This is a genomic window from Bradyrhizobium sp. ORS 285, assembly GCF_900176205.1.
GTDB lineage: Bacteria > Pseudomonadota > Alphaproteobacteria > Rhizobiales > Xanthobacteraceae > Bradyrhizobium.
On sequence record NZ_LT859959.1, the window covers coordinates 6,821,122 to 6,845,457 of the forward strand.

17 protein-coding genes are annotated in these 24,336 nt (G+C 66.6%); 8 read left to right on the forward strand and 9 right to left on the reverse strand.

The features are described from left to right. Positions 1–7 precede the first annotated feature (7 nt). From BRAD285_RS30595 to BRAD285_RS30610, 4 genes are all read right to left on the reverse strand, one after another. On the reverse strand, positions 8–2,221 hold the full coding sequence (locus BRAD285_RS30595) for a 3-hydroxyacyl-CoA dehydrogenase NAD-binding domain-containing protein (RefSeq protein WP_006615259.1): 2,214 nt from the start codon (positions 2,219–2,221) through the stop codon (positions 8–10). A gap of 239 nt (positions 2,222–2,460) precedes the next feature. Then, positions 2,461–3,669 carry an acetyl-CoA C-acetyltransferase gene (locus BRAD285_RS30600; protein ID WP_006615258.1) on the reverse strand — a complete coding sequence of 403 codons (1,209 nt, stop codon included), beginning with the start codon at positions 3,667–3,669 and terminating at the stop codon, positions 2,461–2,463. Positions 3,670–3,754: 85 nt separating this feature from the next. Further along, positions 3,755–5,545 (reverse strand): acyl-CoA dehydrogenase C-terminal domain-containing protein, encoded by a 1,791-nt coding sequence (locus BRAD285_RS30605; RefSeq protein WP_006615257.1) that lies wholly within the window; start codon positions 5,543–5,545, stop codon positions 3,755–3,757. 141 nt (positions 5,546–5,686) lie between these two features. Then, entirely contained in the window at positions 5,687–6,085 is a 399-nt protein-coding gene (locus tag BRAD285_RS30610; protein ID WP_006615256.1) for a nuclear transport factor 2 family protein, read from the reverse strand. A 137-nt stretch (positions 6,086–6,222) separates the two neighbouring features. Between BRAD285_RS30610 and BRAD285_RS30615 the strand changes: the two genes are divergently transcribed. The 5 genes from BRAD285_RS30615 to BRAD285_RS30635 all read left to right on the forward strand — a co-directional run bounded on the left by BRAD285_RS30615 (position 6,223) and on the right by BRAD285_RS30635 (position 13,333). Then, entirely contained in the window at positions 6,223–6,810 is a 588-nt protein-coding gene (locus BRAD285_RS30615) for a PadR family transcriptional regulator (RefSeq protein ID WP_006615255.1), read from the forward strand. A 189-nt stretch (positions 6,811–6,999) separates the two neighbouring features. Next, complete coding sequence (locus BRAD285_RS30620) at positions 7,000–10,500, forward strand: tetratricopeptide repeat protein (RefSeq protein ID WP_006615254.1); 3,501 nt, start codon at positions 7,000–7,002, stop codon at positions 10,498–10,500. A gap of 127 nt (positions 10,501–10,627) precedes the next feature. Continuing rightward, positions 10,628–11,482 (forward strand): hypothetical protein, encoded by an 855-nt coding sequence (locus tag BRAD285_RS30625; protein ID WP_050886991.1) that lies wholly within the window; start codon positions 10,628–10,630, stop codon positions 11,480–11,482. Positions 11,483–11,630: 148 nt separating this feature from the next. Next, a complete protein-coding gene (locus BRAD285_RS30630; protein ID WP_035648730.1) occupies positions 11,631–12,557 on the forward strand; it encodes a sulfite exporter TauE/SafE family protein in 927 nt (308 codons plus the stop codon). Next, on the forward strand, positions 12,554–13,333 hold the full coding sequence (locus BRAD285_RS30635) for a TIGR02186 family protein (RefSeq protein ID WP_006615251.1): 780 nt from the start codon (positions 12,554–12,556) through the stop codon (positions 13,331–13,333). Before BRAD285_RS30630 ends, BRAD285_RS30635 begins: the two co-directional genes overlap by 4 nt. Here the strand turns inward: BRAD285_RS30635 and BRAD285_RS30640 are convergent. Continuing rightward, positions 13,330–14,247: a DMT family transporter gene (locus BRAD285_RS30640; protein ID WP_006615250.1), complete on the reverse strand. Its 918-nt coding sequence runs from the start codon at positions 14,245–14,247 to the stop codon at positions 13,330–13,332. The two genes, BRAD285_RS30635 and BRAD285_RS30640, sit on opposite strands and share 4 nt — an antisense overlap. A gap of 97 nt (positions 14,248–14,344) precedes the next feature. On the opposite strand from BRAD285_RS30640, the gene BRAD285_RS30645 reads away from it, so the two are divergent. Beyond that, positions 14,345–15,211: a LysR family transcriptional regulator gene (locus BRAD285_RS30645; RefSeq protein WP_006615249.1), complete on the forward strand. Its 867-nt coding sequence runs from the start codon at positions 14,345–14,347 to the stop codon at positions 15,209–15,211. 48 nt (positions 15,212–15,259) lie between these two features. Here the strand turns inward: BRAD285_RS30645 and pdeM are convergent, their stop codons facing one another. From pdeM to BRAD285_RS30665, 4 genes are all read right to left on the reverse strand, one after another. Further along, on the reverse strand, positions 15,260–15,913 hold the full coding sequence (gene pdeM / locus BRAD285_RS30650; protein ID WP_244422390.1) for a ligase-associated DNA damage response endonuclease PdeM: 654 nt from the start codon (positions 15,911–15,913) through the stop codon (positions 15,260–15,262). Between the two features lie 47 nt (positions 15,914–15,960). Further along, a complete protein-coding gene (locus tag BRAD285_RS30655) occupies positions 15,961–18,498 on the reverse strand; it encodes a ligase-associated DNA damage response DEXH box helicase (protein ID WP_006615247.1) in 2,538 nt (845 codons plus the stop codon). Positions 18,499–18,780: 282 nt separating this feature from the next. Beyond that, on the reverse strand, positions 18,781–20,010 hold the full coding sequence (locus BRAD285_RS30660) for an ABC transporter substrate-binding protein (protein ID WP_006615246.1): 1,230 nt from the start codon (positions 20,008–20,010) through the stop codon (positions 18,781–18,783). 108 nt (positions 20,011–20,118) lie between these two features. Beyond that, positions 20,119–21,045, reverse strand: coding sequence for a methyltransferase domain-containing protein (locus BRAD285_RS30665; protein WP_006615245.1), 927 nt, complete (start codon positions 21,043–21,045; stop codon positions 20,119–20,121). A 145-nt stretch (positions 21,046–21,190) separates the two neighbouring features. Here BRAD285_RS30665 and BRAD285_RS30670 point away from each other — a divergent pair, with 145 nt between their 5' ends. Both BRAD285_RS30670 and BRAD285_RS30675 read left to right on the forward strand, forming a co-directional pair. Continuing rightward, the gene (locus BRAD285_RS30670; protein WP_006615244.1) at positions 21,191–22,237 is read left to right on the forward strand and encodes a ligase-associated DNA damage response exonuclease; all 1,047 of its coding nucleotides are present in this window, start codon (positions 21,191–21,193) and stop codon (positions 22,235–22,237) included. Further along, on the forward strand, positions 22,234–24,150 hold the full coding sequence (locus BRAD285_RS30675; protein ID WP_006615243.1) for an ATP-dependent DNA ligase: 1,917 nt from the start codon (positions 22,234–22,236) through the stop codon (positions 24,148–24,150). The genes BRAD285_RS30670 and BRAD285_RS30675 overlap by 4 nt, the downstream gene beginning before the upstream one ends. Positions 24,151–24,336 lie beyond the last annotated feature (186 nt).

The window sequence follows — 24,336 nt, forward strand, 5'->3', positions numbered from 1 at the left end:
GATCACATCAAGCCGCGGCCTTCTTCGGCGGGAAGCGGCCGTAGAAGGTTTCGTTCTTGGCGGCCATCTCTTCCAGCAGCTTCGGCGGGGCGAAGCGGGAGCCGTACTTGGCCGTGTATTTGTGGCACAGCTCGACGAACTTTTTCGTCCCCATGAAGTCGATGTAGGACAGCGTGCCGCCGGTGAACGGGGCGAAGCCGAAGCCGAGGATGGAGCCGACGTCGGCCTCGCGCACGTCGGTGATGACGTGGTCCTCGACGGTGCGCGCGGCTTCCACCGCCTGCACCACCAGGAAGCGCTGCTTCAGCTCCTCGACATCGAGCGTGTCGGGATCGAGATGCTTGGGCTGCAGCTTCGCGAGATCCGGCCACAGGCTCTTCTGACCCTTGCCCTTCTCGGGATAGTCGTAAAAACCCTTGCCGTTCTTGCGGCCGAAGCGGCCCTGCTTCTCGACCAGCTCGACCATCAGCTTCTTGTGGTCCTGGTTGATCGCGTTGGCGCCGAGATCGTGTTCGGTCGCCTTCATAATCTTGAGGCCGAGATCGAGCGCGACCTCGTCCGACAGCGACAGCGGGCCAACCGGCATGCCGGCCATCTTGGCGGCATTCTCGATCATCGCGGGCGGCACGCCTTCGAGGAACATCTCGTTGCCCTCGGCGATGTAGCGCATCACGCAGCGATTGGCGAAGAAGCCGCGGGAGTCGTTGACCACGATCGGCGTCTTGCCGATGGTGCGGACATAGTCCAGCGCGGTCGCCAGCGCGACATCGCCGGTGGCTTTGCCCATGATGATCTCGACCAGCATCATCTTCTCGACCGGCGAGAAGAAGTGGATGCCGATGAAGCGGCCCTGGTCCTTGAACTCCTCGGCCAGCGAAGTGATCGGCAGGGTCGAGGTGTTGGAGGCGAAGATCGCGCCGTCCTTCAGATAGGGTTGCGCCTTGGCATAGGTCTCGGCCTTGACCTTGCGGTCCTCGAACACGGCCTCGATGACGAGGTCGCAATCCTTCAGGGCAGCATAGTCGGCGGTCGCGGTGATGCGGCCCATGATCGCCTCGGCCTCGCCGGGCTTGGCGCGGCCCTTCTTGACCAGACCGTCGATCACGCTCTGCGCATGCGCCTTGCCCTTGTCGGCACTCTCCTGGTCGCGGTCGATCAGCACGACCTCGAGGCCGCCGCGCGCCGACACATAACCTACGCTCGCACCCATGAAGCCGGCGCCGATCACGGCGATCTTCTTCAGCTTGGTCGCGGGCACATCCGCCGGACGGCGCGCGCCCTTGTTCAGCTCCTGCATCGACAGGAACAGGCTGCGGATCATCGCCGCCGCTTCCTTGGAGCGCAGGATCTTGGTGAAGTAGCGCGACTCGACGCGCAGCGCGGCGTCGATCGGCAGCTGCAGGCCCTCATACACGCAGCTCATGATGGCGCGCGCGGCCGGATAGTTGTCGTAGGTCTCGCGGCGATAGATGGCGTTGCCAGCCGGGAACATCATCATGCCGTTCTTGGAGAACACCGGGCCGCCGGGCAGCTTGAAGCCCTTCTCGTCCCAGGGCTGAACCGCCTTACCGCCGCCCTTGATCCAGTCCTTGGCGGCCTTGATGAGATCCGCAGCCGGCACGATCGCGTCGACCAGCTTGAGCGCCTTTGCCTTATCGAGGGTGAGTGCCTCGCCCTTCAGCAGCAGATTCATCGCGTCCTGCGGCTGCACGATGCGCGGTACGCGCTGGGTGCCGCCGGCGCCGGGAAACAGGCCGACCTTGATCTCGGGCAGGCCGAGCCGGGTCTTCGGATTCTCGGCCGCGACACGATAGTGGCACGACAGGGTGATCTCGAAGCCGCCGCCGAGCGCGAGACCGTTGATCGCGGCGACCCACGGCTTGCCCGAGGTCTCCATCGCCCGGTTGATCTGCGAGAACCGCCGGCTGGTGTCGAACAGCATCTGGTTGGCGGCTTCCTCGCCCTTGCTCTTCAGCACATCCGCATAGATACGGTTCATGCCTTCGAGCATGGAGAGATCGGCGCCGGCGCAGAACGCCTCCTTGGCCGAGGTGATGACGACCCCCTTGATGGCGGCGTCGGCGGTGGTCTCCTTGACGAGGGCCTCGAGCTCGTTGGTCGATGTCTCGTCGAGCACGTTCATCGAACGGCCGGGAATGTCCCAGGTGATCAGCGCAATGCCGTCGGCATCGGTTTCGAGCTTGAAGTTCTTGTAAGCCATGTGGTGCTCCCTCGGTGCCAGCAGCCAGGCGGCGCGGCGTTGTCCGTAATCGTGGGGTGGGCAAAGGCGCCCTTGCGCCGTGCCCACCGACGGTGTCGATGACGAAAGGCGGTGGGCACGCTTCGCTTTGCCCACCCTACGTTCCGTAGTTACTCGTCATTGCGAGGAGCGAAGCGACGAAGCAATCCAGGGCTCGGGTGGGACTCTGGATTGCTTCGCTTCGCTCGCAATGACGACGGTTACACCCGCTCGATGATCGTCGCGGTGCCCATGCCGCCGCCGATGCACAGCGTGACGAGCGCGGTCGCCTTGCCGGTGCGCTCGAGCTCGTCGAGCACGGTGCCGAGGATCATCGCGCCGGTGGCGCCGAGCGGATGACCGAGCGCGATGGCGCCGCCATTGACGTTGATCTTGTCCTTGTCGATCTCGAACGCCTGCATGTAGCGCAGCACCACGGACGCGAACGCCTCGTTGAGCTCGAACAGGTCGATGTCGGACTTCTTCATGCCGGAGCGTGCGAACAGCTTTTCGGTGACGTCGACCGGGCCGGTCAGCATCATCGCCGGCTCCGAGCCGATATTCGCGAACGCACGGATCTTCGCGCGCGGCTTCATGCCGTACTTCTCGCCGGCCTCCTTGCTGCCGAGCAGCACCGCGCCGGCGCCGTCGACGATGCCCGAGGAGTTGCCGGCGTGATGCACGTAATTGACGCGCTCGATCTCCGGGTGCGACTGCACCGCGACGGCATCGAAGCCGCCCATCTGCGCCATCTGCACGAAGGACGGCTGCAGCTGCGCCAGCGACTGCATCGTCGTCGAGGGACGCATGTGCTCGTCCTTGGCGAGGATGGTCAGGCCGTTGATGTCCTTGACCGGCACCACCGACTTGCTGAAGCGGCCCTCTTCCCAGGACTTCGCCGCGCGCTGCTGGCTCTGCACGGCGTAAGCGTCGACGTCGTCGCGCGAGAAGCCGTATTTGGTGGCGATCAGATCGGCCGAGATGCCCTGCGGCATGAAGTAGGACGGCACGGCCATCGACGGATCCATCGGCCACGCACCGCCGGAGGCGCCGATGCCGACGCGGCTCATCGACTCCGCGCCGCCGCCGATGACGAGCTCATGCTGGCCGCTCATGATCTGCGCGGCGGCGAAGTTCACGGCGTCGAGGCCGGAGGCGCAGAAGCGGCTGATCTGCACGCCCGGCACGGCCTCGCCGAGGCCGGCGTTGAGCGCGGCGAAGCGGGCGATGTCCGAGCCGGCCTCGCCGACGGGATCGACGACGCCGAGCACGACGTCGTCGACGGCGTCCTCAGGAATGTTGTTGCGATCCTTCAGCGCCTTCAGCGGCACGGTGGCGAGCGCGAGCGCGGTCACCTCATGCAGGGCGCCATCGGCTTTGCCGCGGCCGCGGGGAGTACGCACGTGGTCGTAGATAAAGGCCTCAGGCATCACGCCCTCCTCATCTGGTCCAATTTGTCGTTGTCAGCATAGGGAGAAGGCCGGCACGCGGGTCGCGCCGGCCTTCGCTCCGAAATCAGAAGGCTTCCGCCGGCAGTTCCATCACGGTCGCGCAGCCGGCCTGCAGGCGGGCGAGATGCGCCGCCGTCTCCGGCAGCACGCGCTCCATGAAGAAGCGGCCCGTCACCAGCTTGGTGGTGAGATAGGTCGAGCTGTCGCCGGCCGCAATCTTGTCCTGCGCCACCTTGACCATCTTCGCCCACATGTAGCCGAAGGTGACCAGCGCGAAGAGATGCATGTAGTCGGTCGCCGCCGCGCCGGCGTTGTCCGGCTTGGTCATCGCGTTCTGCATCAGCCAGGTCGTGGCCTGCTGCAGATGGCCGAGCGCCATCGACAGCGGTGTGATGAACGGCTTCATCGCCTCGTTGCCGCCGTGCTCCTTGGCGAAGGAGCCGACCTCGCCGAAGAACGCCATGACCGCGCGGCCGCCGTCGCGCGGCAGCTTGCGGCCGACGAGATCCAGCGCCTGGATGCCGTTGGCGCCTTCGTAGATCATGGCGATACGGGCATCGCGCACGAACTGCTCCATGCCCCATTCGGCGATGTAGCCGTGGCCGCCATACATCTGCTGCGCCTGGACCGCGTTGGCGAAGCCCATGTCGGTCATGTAGCCCTTCATGACCGGGGTCATCAGGCCCATGTGGTCGTCGGCGGCCTGGCGATCCTTCGGGTCCTGCGAGCGATGCGCGACGTCGCTCTTCAGCGAGGTCCACACCACCATCGCGCGCGCCGCCTCGTTGAAGGCGCGGATCGACAACAGCGTGCGGCGGACGTCGGGATGCACGATGATCGGATCGGCGGCTTTGTCCGGCGCCTTCGCACCCGTCAGCGAGCGGCCCTGGATGCGCTCGCGCGCATAGGCGACCGCGTTCTGATAGGCGACCTCGGACTGCGCGAGACCCTGCACGGCGACGCCGAGCCGGGCCTCGTTCATCATCACGAACATGCCCTGCATGCCCTTGTTCTCTTCGCCGATCAGCCATCCGGTGGCATTGTCGTAGTTCATCACACAGGTCGAGTTGCCGTGGATGCCCATCTTGTGCTCGATCGAGCCGCACATGACGCCGTTGCGCGCGCCGACCGTGCCGTCCGGATTGACCAGGAATTTCGGCACCACGAACAGCGACACGCCCTTGATGCCGGCCGGTGCGCCCTCGATGCGGGCGAGAACGAGATGGATGATGTTGTCAGCGAGATCGTGCTCGCCCGCCGAGATGAAGATCTTGGTGCCGGAGATCTTGAAGCTGCCGTCGTCCTGGCGCACCGCCTTGGTGCGCAGCAGGCCGAGATCGGTGCCGCAATGCGGCTCGGTCAGGTTCATGGTGCCGGTCCATTCGCCGGCGACCATCTTCGGCACGTAGGTCTTCTTCTGCTCCTCGCTGCCATGCACGATCAGCGCGGCGGTGGCGCCCATGGTGAGGCCGCCATACATCGAGAATGCCATGTTGGCCGAGCACTGGAATTCGTTGACGGTCTGGCTGAGCGTGACCGGCAGGCCCTGCCCGCCATATTCTGATGGCGCCGACAGGCCGAGCCAGCCGCCCTCCTTGATCTGCTTGTAGGCCTCCTTGAAGCCCTTCGGCGTGGTGACACTGCCGTCGTCATGACGCTTGCAGCCTTCGAGATCGCCTGTGCGATTCAGCGGGTGCAGCACCTCTTCGGCGAGCTTGGCGGCCTCGCCGAGAATCGCCTCGCGGACATCGGCCGAGGCATCGGAGAAGCCCGGCAGATTGTCGTAACGGTCGATCTGGAACACGTCGTTGAGCAGGAAGGTGACATCTTCCACGGGGGCTTTGTAGATCGGCATCGGCGTCTCCGGCAGGAAGGCTGAAGGTTCAGACTGGAATTTGCGGACGCGGCAGGCAATGCAGGCCGCGGACTTTAGCGATTTCTCTCAGCTTGGGGCAGCCGTTCGTTTGCGGCCGTCGGTCGCGTCAGGACGGCTTGTTCACGAAGGCTTGCTCATGGCCGCAAGCTGCTCGCCCATCAGGCGGTGCAGCAAATTGATCGCCTTGAGCGGGCGCACCATCACCTTGAAGTGAGTGATCAGACCGGCTTCATCGAACGTGATGATATCGACGCCGTTGAGCTTGATGCCTTCGATCTCGTTCTCGAATTCGAGCACGGCGCTCGTGGCGTTACGCCACTCCCCGACATACTTGAATCCGGGTCCGCCCAACACTTTCTCAGCACTCGCGAGATATTTGAAGGTGATGTCGCGGCCGCGCTGCGGCGTATGCACGACGGGGCTTTCGAACACGGCGTCCGGGTGCAGCAGCTCCCGCAAAGCGCCGAGATCGTGAGACCTCATATAGCCGTACCATCCATCGAGGCCGGTCTTTGTCATTGGGCGTCTCCTCGGGGCGGAACAGGCCAGCACCACAACCACCCCATATGCACATTGACGCATATGCGCCAATGTGCATAATGTCAAGCGTGGAGCGGGGCGGACCAAGATCAGAAAAACGGGAGCAGTTTCCGGCCATGGCCCTCGGCGACGCCATTCTCGCTTGCCTCACCGAACATCCGATGACGGGCTATGAGCTCGCCAAGACCTTCGACTCCTCGATCGGGTTCTTCTGGAAGACCGACCACCAGCAGATCTACCGGGAGCTCTCCCGGCTGCGCGACCGCGGCTATATCCAGGGGCGCGAGGTGGTGCAGACCGGCAAGCCGAACAAGCTCGTCTACACCTTGACCCCCGAGGGCCGCGCCGCCTTCCGCAGCTGGGCCGCGCGACCGAGCACGCCGGCCTCGACCAAGGATGATCTGCTGGTCCGACTCTATGCGCTGGGTGCGGCCGACATCGCGCCGATCCGGGCGGACCTGATGGCGCGGCTGGAACATCATCGCGACCGCGCCGAGCGCTATGATCGCATCCTGAAGAAGCACTACGCCGACGGCAGCGTCGCGCCGGCCGACATGGGCAAGCTGCTCAATCTGCGCCTCGGCCTGCGTCACGAGCGCATGGTCGCCGAATGGTGCGAGGAGGCGATCACGGCATTGTCGGCCATGTCCGGCACCGGCAGCGTGCGGCCGCTCGATTCCTCTTCGCGCGAGAACGCCCGCTGATTCGCGTCGTTCGCTCAGCGCAAAACTTCTGACCGCGCCAGCGGTAAACTTAACCCGTTATTTACCGTAAAAGTCAAAAGTCGGGACCTGGAGCAGACGATCTGCGCGGACCCGTTCATGTTCACGTCCGGGACGCGTGGGGAGGCTGGAGGCGCTTGGTGGAGCGCTGGAAGCGGAACCGGACGAGACATGAATTCGCGCGTACCGTGGAGTAATGAAGGCATCGACCCGTCCGTCCGCGAGAGGGCCGAGGCTGCGGCGCAACGCGCCGGCATGACGCTGAACGACTGGATCAACTCCACGCTCGGCGCATCGGCTCCGCCTGATTTCCGCGGCAGCCCCGCACCACGCAGCCCGGCGCCGGCCAGCCGCGATGCTCGCGAAGTCTCGGACATCCATCAGCGGCTCGATTCCATCGCAAGGCAGATCGAGCACATGTCGCGGCCCGGGGCACGCAAGGACTCGCCGCGCGACGAGCAGGGCGTGGCGCGCCAGCTCAACGACGCCATCTCGCGGCTCGACGCCCGCCTGTCCCAGATCTCGACGCCGCTGCGCAAACCCGCCACCGAGGACCGCTACCGCGGCCCCGACGGCGTCGAGCGCGCCGCCGCACAGCTTTATCGCCCGGCCCAGCCGCTCAGCGCCGGCTCCTTCGACATCGCCGTGGCCGAGATCAGCGCCCGTCAGAGCGAGCTCGACAATGCGCGCCCGCTGCCGCCGCATCAGGCGCCGCCGACCGCGCCTGCGATGGCGCCCGCTGCAGCCCCGCTGATGACGCCGCCACCCGCGGCCGCAACCAGCCCCGATTTCTCGCAGCTCGAACGTCACCTGCTGAAGATCACCAGCCAGATCGAGGCGCTGCATCGTCCGGATGACGGCATCGAGCAGTCGATCGCGGGCTTCCGCACCGAGCTGGCCGAGATCCGCCTCACCATCACCGAGGCGATGCCGCGGCGCGCGATCGAGTCGATCGAGAACGAGATCCACTCGCTGTCGCGGCGTATCGACGAGAACCGCCAGAGCGGCGTCGACGGCCAGGCGCTCGCCGGCATCGAGCGCGCGCTGACCGATATCCGCGAGGTGGTCGGCTCGCTCAAGCCCGCCGAGCAACTCGCCGTCTATGACGAGGCGATCCGCAATCTCGGCGCCAAGCTCGACCTGATCCTGCGCGCCAATGACGATCCCGGCACGGTTCAGCAGCTCGAAAGCGCCATCACGGCGCTGCGCGCGATCGTGGCCAATGTCGCCTCCAACGATGCGCTGGAACGGCTGTCGGACGACCTTCGGCAATTGTCCTCGAAGGTCGACCAGGTCACGCAGGCGCGCGACACGCACGAAGCCTTCCACGATTCCTTCGCGGCGCTGGAGCAGCGCATCGCGGCCCTGACCTCGACGCTCGAAAGCCGCGAGCATCCCGCCCCCGCGCCCGACAACACCGCCCAGATCGAGGACGCGCTGCGCGGCCTGTCCGACCGCATCGACCGGCTGCAGGTCGGCAATGACGGCTCGTCCGCCATCACCCATCTCGAGCAGCGCATCAGCTACCTCCTGGAGCGGCTGGAAGCGGCCAACGATCCGCGCGGCGGCAACATGTCCCGGGTCGAGGACGGCCTGCAGGACATCCTGCGCTATCTCGAACGGCAGCAGGCGACGTTCGCCGCTTTGTCCGAGAGCCGGTCGCAGCGCGAAGCCTCGCATGACACTGGCCTCGTGGACATGGTCAAGCGCGAGCTGTCGGACATCCGCTTCAGCCAGACCGAGACCGATCGCAACACCCAGGATTCGCTCGAAGCGGTCCACAACACGCTCGGCCACGTCGTCGACCGCTTGGCGATGATCGAGGGCGATCTGCGCAACGTGCGCGCGACGACCAGCCAGCCGGCCGTCCTGCCGCCGCTTGCGCCGACGATCGAGCCGCCGATGCCCGCCGCCGCACGTGCGCCGGCACCGCAGGCCTATGCCGATCCACCTCGAGCTGAGCCGTCCTATCGACCGGAGCTGCCGAATCCGGCAGCCGCGCAGATGGCTGCCCCCATCGCTGCTCCGGCGCCCACCGCATCGGCGTTCGCCGCTGCCCCGCGCGACTTCCACGCGGCAGCAGCACCGGCCCCTGCTCCGATGCCGCCGCCGATCCCGCCCAAGGCGATCGCCGACATCCTAGAGCCGCACGCCGCCCAGGCAGCGCAGGCCGCGCGCCCCGCCGCAATCGTTCCCGAATTGCCGCCGGACCATCCGCTGGAGCCGGGCACGCGCCCGCCCGGCCGGACCGCGTCTCCCGCGGAACGCATCGCCGCGTCCGAGGATGCGCTGAGCGAACTGCCCGCCGGAAAGCGTGAGCCTGTCTCCACGTCTAGCTTCATCGCCGCTGCCCGGCGCGCCGCGCAGGCTGCGGCCGCGGCGCAGCCGGTCGATCCGAAGAAGGCGAAGAAGGACAAGCCGAAGGAGAAGGCCAAGGAGCCGCCACCGAAGGCCGTCGCCAAGGAAGCGCCCAAGGAGCCACCAAAGGCCAAGACCAAGGAGAAGCCGACAATCGCTCTGACGGCCGAAGGTGACGAGGAGGTCTCGACCATCGGCTCGAAGATCCGCTCGCTGCTGGTCGGCGCCAGCGTCGTGGTGATCGTGCTCGGCACCTTCAAATTCGCCATGTCGCTGCTCGACACCGGCTCCACGCCGCCGCCCGTCGCGCCGATGGAGAGCCAAAGCGAGGCGCCGCGCGCGCAAATGCCGTCGTCGACGCCCAGCATGTCGCCGCGCCCGGCGACACCGGACCAGAGCGTGCCGTCGCTGACCTCGCCGACCCCGATCGACCGCCAGTCCTATAACCGGGCCATGCCGAGCGAGGCGGAGACGATCGCGATGCTCGCGATCCCGCAGGATACCGACAAGCAGGCCGCCGCCGCGAACGACATCACCGGGACGATCCCGACCGCCGCCAACGGCCAGAAGCTCGGCCTCGTCCAGGTGCCGGCTTCCGAGAAGCTGCCCGATGCGATCGGCGGCATGGCGCTGCGCAATGCCGCGCTGAAGGGTGATCCGAGCGCGGCCTACGAGGTCGGCGTGCGCTTCGCCGAAGGCAAGGGCATCGCGCCGAACTACGAGGAAGCCGCCAAATGGTATGACCGCGCTGCGCAGGCCGGGCTCATTCCGGCCGTGTTCCGGCTCGGCACCTTCTACGAGAAGGGCCTCGGCGTGAAGAAGGACGCCGACATCGCCCGCCGCTACTACGTCGTCGCCGCCGAGCGCGGCAACGCCAAGGCGATGCACAATCTCGCCGTGCTCGACGCCGATGGCGGCGGCAAGGGCGCGAACTACAAGAGCGCGTCGCAATGGTTCCGCAAGGCCGCCGAGCGCGGTGTCGCCGACAGCCAGTTCAACCTCGGCATCCTCTATGCGCGGGGCATTGGCGTCGAGCAGAACCTCGCCGAGTCCTACAAATGGTTCACCCTCGCCGCTGCCCAGGGCGATGCGGACGCCGGACGCAAGCGTGACGACGTCGCCAAGCGCCTCGATGCGCAGTCGCTGGCCGCGGCCAAGCTCGCGATCCAGACCTTCACGGTCGAGCCGCAGCCGGACGACTCGATCAACGTGCCGGCACCCGCCGGCGGATGGGACGGCAACCAGGCGATCGCCAAGGCCGCCGCAGCCAAGGCCGCATTGGCGAAGCGTTCGGCTTCGGCGGCACCGCGCTGAGGGCCCCCAGCGCAGGTTGCAGGCGAGATGCTGCGGCCTCGAAGATGGCGACAAAATCCTGAACACGTCCGCCCGCGCGCCATAGTGTCGTGCGGGCGATCGGTATAGGACTTCGCGACGGCGCGTGATGGACGCCGCGAGGGAGTGGCGGCGCGTGACAGCCGGAGACCAGCAGCAGAACGGCGCGCCGTTTCGACAACCGCCGACGGGCCCGCGGGTGGCGCCACAGCCGCAGCCGAGCTTCACCGCCGCGCCTCGATCCCCCGTGCAGCAGGTCACCGACGGCTATCCCGCGGCGTTCCGCTGGCGCCGGATGGCCTCGGTGATCTTCTTCGTCGGGATCATGCTCAGCGGCGGAATCCGCGCCTATCGTGACCTGTCGCGCCCGGATGCCTGGTCGTTCTGGAAGGATCAGTACGTCTCGCCAAGCCTGTCCTCGGTGCTGGTTGCCGACGCCGCACTCGGCGCGACCGGCGGGACTCGTGCAGTGCTCGCGGTGAGCGGCCGCATCGGCCCGGCCGCCGCGATCTGGCTGCGCGAGCGGATCAACGAATCCAATCTGAGAATCGGCGACGTGGTGCTGTTGTCCTCGCCCGGCGGCAATCTCGAACAGGGCGTCTTGATGGGCGAGATCATCCGCGCCCACGGCCTCGCCACCGCGGTCGGCGTGGTTGACAAGGACGGCCGCATTCGTCCCGGCTATTGCGCGAGCGCCTGCGTCTTCACCTTCGCGGGCGGCCAGACCCGCTACGGCCTCGACGGCTCGGCGCTCGGCGTCCACCGCTTCACCTCCAAAGCGGAGGGCGAGGACGCGGTCGCCGACACCCAGCGCGTCACCGGCGCGATCCTCGGCTATGTCACCCGCATGGGCATCTCGTCGCAGGTGATCGAAGCCATGTCCGAGACGCGCGACATCCGCTGGCTGGATCCGCAGGAGGCCGAGGCGATGAAGCTGGTGACGGCGCCACTGAAGCCACTCTGATCGGTCGGCCGGTGACGGCCTCAGCAGATCGCAGGGCCGGGATCGGGAATCCCTGATCCCTTCGGCAGCATTTTCGGTTATGCAGGACGCAAAGCACCTGCTTCGCATGCGTGGGATGCTTCGGTTGAACGTTCGCAGGGCCGCGCGGATGCAGATCTACCTCCCCATCGCCGACATCCCGGTCAACATCTTCCTGCTGCTGGCCATGGGCGCGGCCGTCGGTTTCGTGTCCGGCATGTTCGGCATCGGCGGCGGCTTCCTGATGACGCCGCTCCTGATCTTCGTCGGCATCACGCCGGCGGTCGCGGTCGCCTCGGTGTCCAGCCACATCGCCGCCTCCTCGTTCTCCGGCGCACTGTCCTATTGGCGAAGGCGGGCGATCGATCCCTCTTTGGCGCTGGTGCTGATGATCGGCGGCACGCTGGGCACCGCGCTCGGCGTCGCCACCTTCACGTTGCTGCGCTCGCTCGGCCAACTCGACCTGATGATCGCGCTGTCCTATGTCGTGCTGCTGACCAGCGTCGGCGGCGTGATGTTCTGGGAGGGCCTGCGCGCTATCCTGCGCGAACGCCAGGGCGCGGCCGCCACGGTGCGCCGGCCCGGCAGCCATGTCTGGGTCCATGGCCTGCCGCTGAAGATGCGCTTCAAGCGCTCCAAGATCTACGTCTCGGTCATTCCCGTCATCGGCATCGGCGTTCTCATCGGCTTTCTCGGCGCCGTCATGGGCATCGGCGGCGGCTTCATCCTGGTGCCGCTCTTGATCTATCTGCTGCGCGTGCCGACCTCGACCGTGATCGGCACCTCGATGGTGCTGACGCTCGCCACCATGATGATCGCGACCATGCTGCATGCGCTGAGCAATCATCTGGTCGATGCCGTGCTGGCGCTCATCCTGATGATCGGCGGCGTCACCGGCGCACAGTTCGGCGCCCGCGCCGGCCAGATGATCCGCGGCGAGCAGTTGCGGCTGCTGCTCGGCCTCTTGATCCTCGCCGTCGGCATCCGTTTTGCGATCGAGCTCGTGATCAAGCCCGACGACCTCTTCACCATCCGCGAGACCGAGGCGAGCCGATGACCCTGCTCCGCCTCGCTTGCGTCACGCTCGCGCTGCTGTTGGCCGGCGCGGCACCGGCGTGCGCGGAACGGCTGATCGCCTCCGTCTCCAACCATCGCGTGACGGTGACGCCGAATTATTCCGGCGAGGAACTCGTCTTGTTCGGCTCGGTCGAGAAGGACGCGCAGACCCCGCCGACCCGCACCGCCTATGATCTCGTGGTCACCGTGCGCGGGCCGCGCGCCGACATGGTGACGCGGCGCAAGGAGCGCAAATTCGGCATCTGGATCAACACCGACTCGCGCCAGTTCCTGAAGGTGCCCGGCTATCTCGCGCTGTTCGCCAACCGGCCGTTCGATGCGATGGCCAATCCCGAGGTGCAACGGCGCCAGCAGCTCGGCCTGACCAACGTGCTGCTGACGCAGCGCGTCGGCCCAGACTATGGCGACGTGGTGCCGAACGACGTCTTCCGCAGCGCTTTCGTGCGGCTGCAGTCGCAGCACGGGCTCTATCGCGAGGACACGTCGGCGGTGACGTTCCTGACGCCCACCCTGTTCCGCACCGGCATTCCGCTGCCCGCCGCGGTTCCGATCGGCACCTATGAGATCGAGATCAAGCTGCTCGCCGACGGCGCGCTGATCACCAAGACGGAGACCGCGTTCGAAATCGTCAAGGTCGGCTTCGAGCAGTTCGTGGCAAGCTCCGCGCGGCAGAATGGCTTTGTCTATGGCCTCGTCACGACGGCGATGGCGCTGATGACGGGCTGGATGGCGTCGATCGTGTTCCGGCGCGATTAGGCCACGCTGACACGCACCGGCGTACGCGTCACCAGGTAGATGCCGATGGCCACGGGGACGACGCCGAGCAGGTCCTGCAGCGCGACGTGCTCACCGAGCACCAGGAAGGCGAAGATCATCGCCAGCGGCGGCATCACGAAGTGATAGGCGCTCGCAGCGGTCGCGCCGCACACCTTCAGCAGGTGGAACCAGAGCACGTAAGCGAGGATCGACCCGCCCAGCACGAGGAAAGCAAACGCGCCGGCAAGCTGCGCATTCGGGGTGATGTCGTGGATATCGGAGATGCCGAGCGCGACCGGCCACAGCACGAGGCCCGCGGACAGGTTCTGGATGCCGTTGCCGACCCACAGGCTGCCCTTGGGCGCGAGCTGCTTGAACAGGATCGTGCCCGTCACGATCGAGGCCAGCGCTGCCAGCGTGTAGAGAATGCCTTCGAGATGATCGGTGCCGACTGACATGCGGTGCCAGACGATCATCGCGACGCCGAGCGTGCCGAGCGCCAGCCCCGCGATCTTGCGCAAGGTCAGCGGTTCGCCCAGCAAGAGCGCCGCGAACACCGCGGTGAATACCGGATTGGCCGAGACGATCAGCCCGCCCAGCCCAGCCGACACCGTCTTCAGCCCGGTATAGCCGAGGCCGAGATACAGCGCGTTGTTGGCGATGCCGATGATCGCGAACACGGCCGCATCGCGCCACGTCATGCGCAGCTCGCCGCGGATGAGCGAGACCGCCAGAATCATGACGCCCGCGAGCGAGAATCGCGCCGCGAGCAGCAGCAGTGGCGGGCAATAGGTCACGCCGATCTTGCCGGCGACGAAGGCGAAGCTCCACAGCAGGCAGAACAGGCCGATCTCGAGCGGCAGCAGGTTCGATTTCATCGGGGTCGCGGCAACTGGTGTGGACACGGACGACATCGGGGGGCTCCTTTCCCGCCGGTGTAGGGCTGTTCTTCCTCATTTGGAAATTAAATGCTAAACTGAAACTCAGTGGAATTTTGAATGGACGCTCCCGATGCTTGATCTGGAGCTGTTGCGCAGCTTCGTCTCGGTGGTCGAGGCCGGCGGCTTCACCCGGGCCGGCGAGCGGGTCCACCGCACGCAATCGACCATCAGCCAGCAGATCCGGCGTCTCGAGGAGGATCTCGGCCAGATCCTGCTCAACCGGGACGGCCGCGAGGTGACGCCGACTGAAGCCGGCGAGCGGCTGCTGTCCTACGCCCGCCGCCTGCTCGCGCTGGCCGAGGAAGCCCGTGATGTCGTGGCTCGTCCGGGGCCTAACGGCGCGGTGAAGCTCGGCATTCCCGAGGATTTTGCCGCCTACCGGCTGGCAAAACTGCTCGCGGCGTTCTCCCGTGCTCACCCCGATCTCAGGCTCGACGTCCGCGCCGACCAGAGCCTCAACCTCAAGCGCGACATCGAGCGCGGCGATCTCGACCTCGCACTGCTCAAGCGCGGCGTCGACGACACCCGTGCGGCGATCGCGGCGTGGCCCGAGCAGGTCCATTGGGTCACCAGCAAGAGCCATCCAGTCAGCCTCGAGGCCCGCTCGGTGCCGCTGATCGGCTTTCCGCTCGGCTGCATCTATCGCAGCCGCGCGATCCACGCGCTGGAAGCCGCGGGGCGGGCCTGGCACATGGCCTACACGTCATCGAGCCTCGCCGCGATCCAGGCCGCGGTGGCGGCGGGCATGGGGCTGAGCATCCTCTCAGAGATGTCGGTGCAGGCGGAGCACCGCGTGCTGACGGCGCGTGAGGGCTTCGCTCCGATCGATCGCACCGAGGTCGCGTTGCTCGCCTCTCCCACTGCCAGCCCGGCCACCTTGCGGCTGGCCGACCGGCTGGCGGAATTCTGCGAGAAGGTGCAGGCGAAGGCGGCGTAGCAGTTGCCAGGAGGATCACTCACCCAACTATCAATGACGATCGTTCAACTAATAACACCTCGCCGCCGCGATGCTGTGCAGCCTGGTGTCGCCCAGCACATGCGCGATGAAGGCGCGCTTCGGGAACAGTTTGGCGAAGGCGGCATCGCGGACGTTGAGGCCGCCGGCATAGGCGCCGAACGCCGGCATCACCGCGCAGGCGCCGTCCGAGACGAAGCAACGACGTTCGAGTGTGCGGGCGCGGGTCGCCACGCGGGCCTTGGGATGCAGATGGCCGGCGATCTCGCCGGGCGCGCCGGTCGGCTCGTGGCGGAACGTGACGGCGCCAAGCGTGATCTCGTCGGCAACCTCGCCGCCGATGCCATGCGGCGCGGGATCGTGATTGCCGGTGATCCAGATCCAGTCACGGCCGACTTGAAGGTTCGCGATGCAGGCGCGGTCGTCGCCGCTCAGCCGGGTATGCGCGTCGCGATCATGAAAGCTGTCGCCGAGCGCGATCACGGTGCGCGGATTGTAGTGCGCGATGACCGTCGCAAGCCGGCGCAAGGTCGCAACCGTATCGAACGGCGGCAGCAAGGTGCCGCGCGACGCGTAGCTCGAGCCTTTTTCCAGATGCAGATCGGAGACCACCAGCAGGCGCTGCTCGTCCCACACCAGCGCGCCGGAGAGATCGGCGCGCAGCGCGGTGCCGGCGACCTCCATCATCCCCGATACGCAGAGTGTGCCCCGCAAATCCGCCTCGCCTGTCGCTACCCCATCGCCTCCTTGACGAGTTCCTCGGCGGCTTCCGCCAGGAGCTCGTCGGCGGCCTCGCCATAGACGGATTCGCGCCCGATTTCCAGCATCACCGGCACCGCCAGAGGCGAGACGCGATCGAGCGGGCGATGGGTGATTCGGCCCTCGATGCGCTGGAGCATATCACCGAGGCGACGCAGATCGAGCAGGCCGGTGGCGGCATCGGCGCGGGCGGCGCGCAACAGCATGTGATCCGGCTGGTGCCGGCGCAGCACGTCATAGACGAGATCGGTCGAAAACAGCACCTGGCGACGGGTCTTCTCCTCGGTCGTCGAGCGCCGCGCGATCAGGCCGGAGATAATGGCGCAGGAGCGGAACGTGCGCTTCATCAGCGCCGATTCGTCGAGCCACGCTTCGAGATCGTCGCCGAGCATGTCCGGATCGAACAGCGCGGCGAGATCCAGTCGTCCCTGTTTGACCATCAAGGACATGTCGCCAAGCCCCCACACCGCGAGCGCATATTCATTGGCGACGAAGCCGAGCGGCCGGGCGCGCGCGCGCTCCAGCCGCCGCGTCAGCAGCATGCCGAGCGTCTGGTGCGCGAGCCGGCCCTCGAACGGATAGCAGACGATGTAGTGCTTGTTGGAACGCGGAAAGGTCTCGACCAACAGCTCGCGCCGCGCCGGGATGCGCGACACGTCCGTCTGCAATGACAGCCAGTCGCGCACCTGCTCCGGCAACACGCCCCAGGCCGTGCGGTCGTCGAGCAGGCCGCGCACGCGCTCGGCCAGGTAGGTCGACAGCGGGAACTTGCCGCCCATGTAGGACGGCACCTTCGGATCGGAATCGCTCGCGCGCGACACATAGACCTGGTCTTCGGCCAGCGCCTCATAGCGCACGATCTCGCCGCTGAAGACGAACGTGTCGCCGAGCGTGAGACCTTCGATGAACGCCTCCTCGATCTCGCCGAGCAGCCGGCCGCCGCGCGCGATCGCGCCTGTCGTGCCTTTGCCGCCGCCACGCGAGCGCACCAGCCGCACCTTCAGCATCGCCTCCTCGACGATGGTGCCGACATTCAGGCGGTAGCTCTGCCGCACCTTGGGATTGGCGACGCGCCAGCGTCCCTTCGCATCCTGCTTGATGCGCGCGAAGCGCTCATAGGTCTTCAGCGCGTAGCCGCCAGTCGCGACAAAGTCCACGACGTCGTCGAAATCGGCACGTGTCAGCGTCGCGTAGGACGCAGCCGTGATCACCTCGGCATAGAGCTCGTCACTCAGAAACGGTTCGCCGCAGGCGCAGCCGAGCACGTGCTGCGCCAGCACGTCGAGCGCGCCGGTGCGCAAGGGTGGCGTGTCCTGCGCGTTGTCGGCAATGGCGTCGATCGCGACCGAGCATTCCAGCACCTCGAAGCGATTGGCCGGCACCAGCACCGCGCGCGAGGCCTCGTCGAGCCGGTGATTGGCGCGGCCGATGCGCTGCATCAGCCGCGAGCAGCCTTTGGGCGCGCCGACATTGATGACCAGATCGACATCGCCCCAATCGACGCCGAGATCGAGCGAGGACGTACAGACCACGCCGCGCAGCCGGCCGGCCGCCATCGCGTCCTCGACCTTGCGGCGCTGCGCGACGTCGAGCGAGCCGTGGTGAAGCGCGATGGCGAGATTGTCGTCATTGATGCGCCAGAACTCCTGGAACAGCATCTCGGCCTGGCTGCGCGTGTTGACGAAGACCAGCGTGGTCTTGTTGGCCTTGATCAGCTCGTACATCTCGTTGAGCGCATGACGCGCGCTGTGACCGGCCCAGGGCAGGCGCTCGCGCGTGTCCAGCATTTCGACGACCGGCTGCGCCGCGCCGCCGGCGGCGACGACATCAGCGGCATCGGTCGCGCCGCGGGGCTGCGGCACCAGGAAGCGCGCAAGCTGATCCGGCTCGGCCACCGTCGCCGACAATCCGATCATGCGCATCTCGGGCGCAAGCCGCCACAGCCGCGCCAGCCCGAGCGACAGGAGATCGCCGCGCTTGGAGGTGACCAGGGCGTGCAACTCGTCGAGCACCACGCGCTTCAGCGAGGAGAACAGGAACGGCGCGTCGTCCGAGGACAGCAGCAGCGCGAGCTGCTCGGGGGTCGTCAGCAGGATGTCCGGCGGATAGCGGCGCTGGCGCTGCTTGCGCGACGCCGGCGTGTCCCCGGTGCGGGTCTCGACCTTGATCGGCAGGCCCATCTCGGAGATCGGCGCTTCGAGGTTGCGCGCGATATCGACGGCGAGCGCTTTGAGCGGGGAGATGTAGAGGGTGTGCAGGCCGGCCGGACGGGCGACCGACCGCGCTGGCGGCGCCTCGCCGAGCTCGACCAAGGTCGGCAGGAACCCGGCTAGCGTCTTGCCGGCGCCGGTCGGCGCGATCAGCAATGCCGAGCGTTGCGCCCGCGCCTTGTCCAGCAGCGCGAGCTGATGTCCACGCGGCGCCCAGCCGCGCGCGGCGAACCATCGGGCGAAATGGTCGGGCAGCGCAGCGCTGTCGTCGGGCGGGACTGGTCGGATGCGGGGCGGCACCGGGGGAAGGTAGGCAGTCCCGCGCCCTTCGTCGAGGGCGGGATGGCTGCCTCAGCGGCAATGGCTATCGCCCCCGAGGGAGGTGGGGGGCATCAGCGCCTCCTCAAACACCGCTGTCGTCCCTGCGAACGCAGGGACCCATAACCACCGGCCGCGCTGAGACGATGACTGGCAGTTATGCCTCAACGATAGATTCCGCGGTATGGGTCCCTGCATTCGCAGGGACGACACCGGAGAGTGCAGCCACATCTCCGGTGTCATCATCCAACGGGAGGAAGCCCACTACTCCGTCATCGGCTTCTCGGAGATATTCCAGTCCTTGCCGTCGAAGATCGAGATGTAGAGCGTCTTCATCGGCGTGTAGTCGTCGGGCGTGTAGGCGTAGTTGACGCCGTCGAGGAAGTAGGGCGAGTGGAAGCCGGCGAGCGTGGTGGCCTGCTTCAGCACGTTCTCGCGCGTCAGCGTGTCGCCGCAGCGGCGCAGGATCTCGGCCATCGAGGCCGCCTGGCCGTAGCCGGCATAGGCGATGCTGTTGTCCGGATCGATGGTCGGGACATATTTCGCGCGCAGCGCCTCGAATGCCTTGACGTAGGGATCATCCTTCCATTGCGGCACGCCGGCATCCTTGGAATAGCGGATGGCGACGATGTCCTTGGCGTTCTCCAGTCCCGCGGCCGAGAGGATCGAGCGGCCGGTCGAGCCCGCCGACAACAGCTGCAGCGGCTTCCAGCCGAGCTCGGCGACCTTGCGGATCGACTGCGACGTCGCCTTGCCGGTGGTGATGTTGTAGAACACGTCGGCGCCGGACTTCGACAGGTTGATCAGCTGCGAGTCGACCGTGGGCTCGGTGAGATCATAGGTCTGCTCCATGATCACCTGAGCCTTGCCGCCGGCATCGGCGAGCACCTTTTTGAAGGGACCGAGGAAGTCGCGGCCGAAATCGTCGTTCTGGTAGAGTATGCCGATCTTGGCCTCGGGCTTCACGCTCAGCACGTGCTTGGCGAGAATGCGCGCCTCCGTCGGATACAGCGGCAGGCCGGCCATGGTCCATTTGAAGTTCTTCGGATCATTCCACTTCGAAGCGCCGGTGTTGAGCAGCAGCTGCGGCACGCCCTTGGAGTTGAGATATTTGTGCACGGCGGTCTGCGGCGCAGTGCCGAGCGAGCCATACAGCGCCAGCACCTCCTCCTGCTCGACCAGGCGGCGGGTCGCCTCGACGCATTTCGGCGCGCTGTAGGCATCGTCCATGGTGAGGAACTTGACCTTGCGGCCGTTGATGCCGCCCTGCTCATTGAGCATCTGAAAATACGCCTCGCCGATGCGGCCGAGCACGCCATAGAGCGAGCCCGGACCGGAATGCGGAATGGTCTGGCCGATCTTGATCTCGGTATCGCTGGCGCCGGCGTCGTATTTCTTCTCGGCGGCCCAGACATAAGGCGAGGCGATGGTCGAGGCGCCCAAGGTCGCGAGCGCGGTGGCGCAGAAATCGCGCCGGGTCAGATGTTTTTTCATTGTTGTCTCTCCCTAGACTGCCGGCATTTTTTGGCATCAAGAGAGCCGCGGCAAGAGCGAAGTTGCCGCATCGCGCGCTGCGTGCAGCGCATTCAATAGCGTGTAGACTCAAGTCTTCATCGCGATCACTGAAAGGCCACACACCGGTGCCTGATCCTCAGTACGCGGCGACGCCGGCGCGAGATGCGCGAGCTTCAATCCAACGTCCGTCACGACGCTTTTTATATATTCCGCACCATGGGCATAGCGCAGCCCCTTACCCATGATCACGCCGTCACCGTCATGCGTCTCGACGGTGAAGGTCACGAGGCCGCCGGGCATCAGCACGCGCGCCGCTTCGCGCAACACGGGACCGAGATCGCCGACATAGACCAGCGCATCCGCGGCGAGAACGAGATCGGCCGACGCATCCGCCTGTCGCGCGAGGCCAGCCGTCATGTCGTCGACCTCGAGCGCAGCATACAGACCGGTGTCGCGCGCCTGCGCGATCATGCCGGCGGAGAGATCGATGCCGATGAAGCTGTCGACGTTGCTGACGAAGGCCGCAGCACCCAGGCCGGTGCCGCAGCCGAGATCGATCGCGCGCTTGAAGTAAGCCGGCTTCTTCGCGGCGGCGCGGACGGCAAGCACGGCCTTGAACAGGATCGCGGGCGCGCGATAGTGCAGCCGCTCGATCAGCTCGCTCTCGAAGCGCGGTGCATACTGGTCGAACAGCGACTGCACATAGGCCTTGGGCATGTCCGTGAGCGGCGCGGCGCCGAGCTGCATCAGCCGGACGGCCGCGCCATGGCGGTCATCCGGATCGGCCGCGACGGCGTTCTGGAAAGCGGAGATCGCCTTGTCGGTCTCGCCGAGTGCGAGTCGGATCTTGCCGAGTTCGAACCACGCCGAGGCGAAGCTCGGCGCGACCTCGATGGCCTGCTCCATCACTTCCGCGGCCGCGGCGAGATCACCCTTGATCTGCAGGTCACGGGCGAATTCGTAGCGGCGGTCGGCAATCAGGTCGCCGGAGGAGAGGAACAGGCGGTGGGGCATCGGGGAACCATTGGGATCGTCATGGCCGGGCTTGACCCGGCCATCCATCGAGGAACTTCATTCAGGAGATGGATGCGCGGGTCAAGCCCGCGCATGACGAGCGGAGAATGATGCGACAAGCTGAAAATCCTCACGCGCGACCTATATGAGCAACATGCGTCCGCAAGACATCCTGCTGCCCGTTCCCTCCGGCCTGTGCTGCAAGACCGGCGGCTTCCACATCGATCCCGTGCGCCCGGTCGAGCGGGCGCTGATCACGCATGGGCATTCCGACCACGCCCGCGCCGGCCACGGCGCCGTGCTGGCGACGCAGGAGACGCTCGACATCATGCGGCTGCGCTATGGCGAGAATTTTGCGGGATCAACGCAGGCGATCGGTTATGGCGAGGAGATCAAGCTGGGCGATGTCACCGTCAGCTTCCACCCGGCGGGGCATGTGCTCGGCTCGGCGCAGATCAAGGTGTCGTCGGGCGGTACCTGCATCGTCGCGTCCGGCGACTACAAGGATGCGCGCGATCCGACCTGCGCGCCGTTCGAGCTGGTGCAATGCGACGTCTTCATCACCGAGGCGACCTTTGGGTTACCGGTGTTCCGGCACGGCGACACGGCGCTCGAAGTCGACAAGCTGCTGGCGTCAGTTGCGCTGTTTCCCGAGCGCGCGCATCTGGTCGGCGCGTATTCCCTCGGCAAGGCGCAGCGCGTGATCGCGCTGATCCGCGAGGCCGGCTATGACGCGCCGATCTATTTGCATGGCGCGATGGAGAAGATCACGCGCTACTACCAGGACAAGGGCATTCCCCTCGGCGAGCTCCGGCCGGTCAAGGGCGTCAAGAAGGCCGAGCTTGCGGGCACCATCACATTGGCGCCGCCGAGTGCGACGTCGGATCTGTGGACGCGGCGCTTTCCTGATCCGGTCACCGCCTTCGCCTCGGGCTGGATGCGGGTGCGCGCCCGCGCCCGGCAGCGCGGCGTCGAGCTGCCGCTGGTGATCTCCGATCACGCCGATTGGGACGGGCTGACCGCGACCATCGCGGCGACCGGCGCCGGCGAGGTCTGGGTCACGCATGGCCAGGAGGACGCGCTGGTGCATTGGTGCCAGAGCAAGGGGCTGGCGGCGCGGCCGCTCGATCTCGTCGGCTATGGCGACGAGGAGGAGAGCGAGGTCGTGGCCGCGGAGGAGTCCGAGGCATGAACCGCTTCGCCGAACTGCTCGACCGCCTCGCCTATGAGCCCGGCCGCAACAACAAGCTGCGCCTGCTGACGTCGTATTTTCGTGAAGTCGGGGATCCAGACCGCGGCTACGCGCTGGGCGCGCTGACCGGCGCGCTGTCGTTCAAGCATGCCAAGCCCGCTCTGATCCGCGACCTCATTGCGGCGCGTACCGACCCGGTCCTGTTCGCGCTGTCGTATGACTATGTGGGGGATCTGTCCGAGACGGTCGCGTTGATGTGGCCGAGGGATGGTGCACATCAGGGGCAGCGCGTTTCCGGGGCCCCCCCTCCCCAGCCCTCCCCCACAAGGGGGGAGGGAGCCGAATTGCGTGCGGAGCTTGCAACTCGGACGGCATCGAACAGCGACTCGCCACGATCGAGCCCTGCTTCCGGGACCGCGAGCGCGGCAGCAGCAGTTTCTCTTGCGTCACCGACCACCGCTCTCTCCGCTCCCTCCCCCCTTGTGGGGGAGGGGCAGGGAGGGGGGTACCCCAGGGGTGGTCTCTCGGAGCAGCCCCCGCCCGGCCACAACAACCCACCGCCGCCGACGCTCACCGAGGTCGTCACCACGCTCCGGACCCTCGGCAAGACCGAGATGCCGAAGCAGCTGGCGCAGTGGCTCGATGAGCTCGACGAGACCGGCCGCTGGGCGCTGCTGAAGCTGGTCACCGGCGCATTGCGCATCGGCATCTCCGCGCGCTTGGCCAAGACGGCCGCCGCCGCCCTCGGCGACAAGGACCCGCACGACGTGGAGCTGATCTGGCCCGGCCTGTCGCCGCCCTATCTCGACCTGTTTGCCTGGCTGGAAGGCCGCGGCGACAAGCCGGTCAACCGCGATCCCGCCCCGTTCCGCCCCGTCATGCTGGCGCATGCGGTGGAGGACGGCGACTTCGCCAACATGGACGCGAGCGACTACATCGCGGAATGGAAATGGGACGGCATCCGCGTACAGGCCGTGAGCGGACGCGAGACCGACGGCCGGATGGTGACGCGGCTGTATTCGCGCAGCGGCGAGGACATCACCGCGAGTTTCCCGGACCTGTTGCCGTCGCTGCATCTGCCCGGCGCGCTCGACGGCGAGCTGCTGGTGGTGCGGGACCAGCGCGTGCAGAGCTTCAACGTGCTGCAGCAGCGGCTGAACCGCAAGACGGTGTCGCCGAAGCTGATGAAGGAGTATCCGATCCATCTGCGCGCCTACGATCTGCTCGGTGACGAGGACAACGATTTGCGCGAGCTACCATTCGAAGCGCGGCGCGCGAAACTCGAAGCCTTCATCAAGCGGCTGGACAATCCACGCGTCGATCTGTCGCCCACCGTCGCGTTCGCCACCTGGGACGAGCTGACCGCTGCACGCGCCGATCCGGCGTCAGCCGGCGCCGGAGACGATGCTGAAGCGGTCGAAGGCGTGATGCTGAAGCGGCGCGACGCGGTGTATCTGCCGGGCCGGCCGAAGGGGCAGTGGTGGAAGTGGAAGCGCGATCCGCACATTATCGACGCCGTACTGATGTATGCGCAACGCGGTCACGGCAAGCGCTCGTCCTATTACTCCGACTACACGTTCGGTGTGTGGACGTCAGGTGACGCCGGCGATCAGCTGGTGCCGGTCGGCAAGGCCTATTTCGGCTTCACCGACGAGGAGCTGCTGCAGATCGACCGCTTCGTCCGCCGCAACACCACGGAGAAGTTCGGCCCCGTGCGCCACGTCGTGCACGAGCCCGAGCAGGGGCTGGTGCTGGAGGTGGCGTTCGAGGGCCTGCAGAAATCGCCACGTCACAAATCCGGCGTCGCGATGCGCTTCCCTCGCATCAACCGCCTGCGCTGGGACAAGCCGCCGCGCGACGCGGACAGGTTGGAGACGTTGGAGCGGATGTTGAAGAGCGAAACGGCGGGGTGACGACGTCTTACAATCTCGACGGGCTGGGCACGCCTCGTGTTGCTCGTCATGCCCGGGCTTGACCCGGGCATCCATCCTCGTTGGAGAGATGGATGGCCGGGTCAAGCCCGGCCATGACGATCTCTGAGAATACGTGCCACCGGCAAGCTGAGAGGCAGCAAGAACATTAAATGCCAGTAACCGGCT

What these genes read in the sequence shown, in the direction of transcription:
- BRAD285_RS30595 (WP_006615259.1), bottom strand. Translation starts at nt 2,221, where the DNA reads ATGGCTTACAAGAACTTCAAGCTCGAAACCGATGCCGACGGCATTGCG.
- BRAD285_RS30600 (WP_006615258.1), bottom strand. Translation starts at nt 3,669, where the DNA reads ATGCCTGAGGCCTTTATCTACGACCACGTGCGTACTCCCCGCGGCCGC.
- BRAD285_RS30605 (WP_006615257.1), bottom strand. Translation starts at nt 5,545, where the DNA reads ATGCCGATCTACAAAGCCCCCGTGGAAGATGTCACCTTCCTGCTCAAC.
- BRAD285_RS30610 (WP_006615256.1), bottom strand. Translation starts at nt 6,085, where the DNA reads ATGACAAAGACCGGCCTCGATGGATGGTACGGCTATATGAGGTCTCAC.
- BRAD285_RS30615 (WP_006615255.1), top strand. Translation starts at nt 6,223, where the DNA reads ATGGCCCTCGGCGACGCCATTCTCGCTTGCCTCACCGAACATCCGATG.
- BRAD285_RS30620 (WP_006615254.1), top strand. Translation starts at nt 7,000, where the DNA reads ATGAATTCGCGCGTACCGTGGAGTAATGAAGGCATCGACCCGTCCGTC.
- BRAD285_RS30625 (WP_050886991.1), top strand. Translation starts at nt 10,628, where the DNA reads ATGGACGCCGCGAGGGAGTGGCGGCGCGTGACAGCCGGAGACCAGCAG.
- BRAD285_RS30630 (WP_035648730.1), top strand. Translation starts at nt 11,631, where the DNA reads ATGCAGATCTACCTCCCCATCGCCGACATCCCGGTCAACATCTTCCTG.
- BRAD285_RS30635 (WP_006615251.1), top strand. Translation starts at nt 12,554, where the DNA reads ATGACCCTGCTCCGCCTCGCTTGCGTCACGCTCGCGCTGCTGTTGGCC.
- BRAD285_RS30640 (WP_006615250.1), bottom strand. Translation starts at nt 14,247, where the DNA reads ATGTCGTCCGTGTCCACACCAGTTGCCGCGACCCCGATGAAATCGAAC.
- BRAD285_RS30645 (WP_006615249.1), top strand. Translation starts at nt 14,345, where the DNA reads ATGCTTGATCTGGAGCTGTTGCGCAGCTTCGTCTCGGTGGTCGAGGCC.
- pdeM (WP_244422390.1), bottom strand. Translation starts at nt 15,913, where the DNA reads ATGGAGGTCGCCGGCACCGCGCTGCGCGCCGATCTCTCCGGCGCGCTG.
- BRAD285_RS30660 (WP_006615246.1), bottom strand. Translation starts at nt 20,010, where the DNA reads ATGAAAAAACATCTGACCCGGCGCGATTTCTGCGCCACCGCGCTCGCG.
- BRAD285_RS30665 (WP_006615245.1), bottom strand. Translation starts at nt 21,045, where the DNA reads ATGCCCCACCGCCTGTTCCTCTCCTCCGGCGACCTGATTGCCGACCGC.
- BRAD285_RS30670 (WP_006615244.1), top strand. Translation starts at nt 21,191, where the DNA reads ATGAGCAACATGCGTCCGCAAGACATCCTGCTGCCCGTTCCCTCCGGC.
- BRAD285_RS30675 (WP_006615243.1), top strand. Translation starts at nt 22,234, where the DNA reads ATGAACCGCTTCGCCGAACTGCTCGACCGCCTCGCCTATGAGCCCGGC.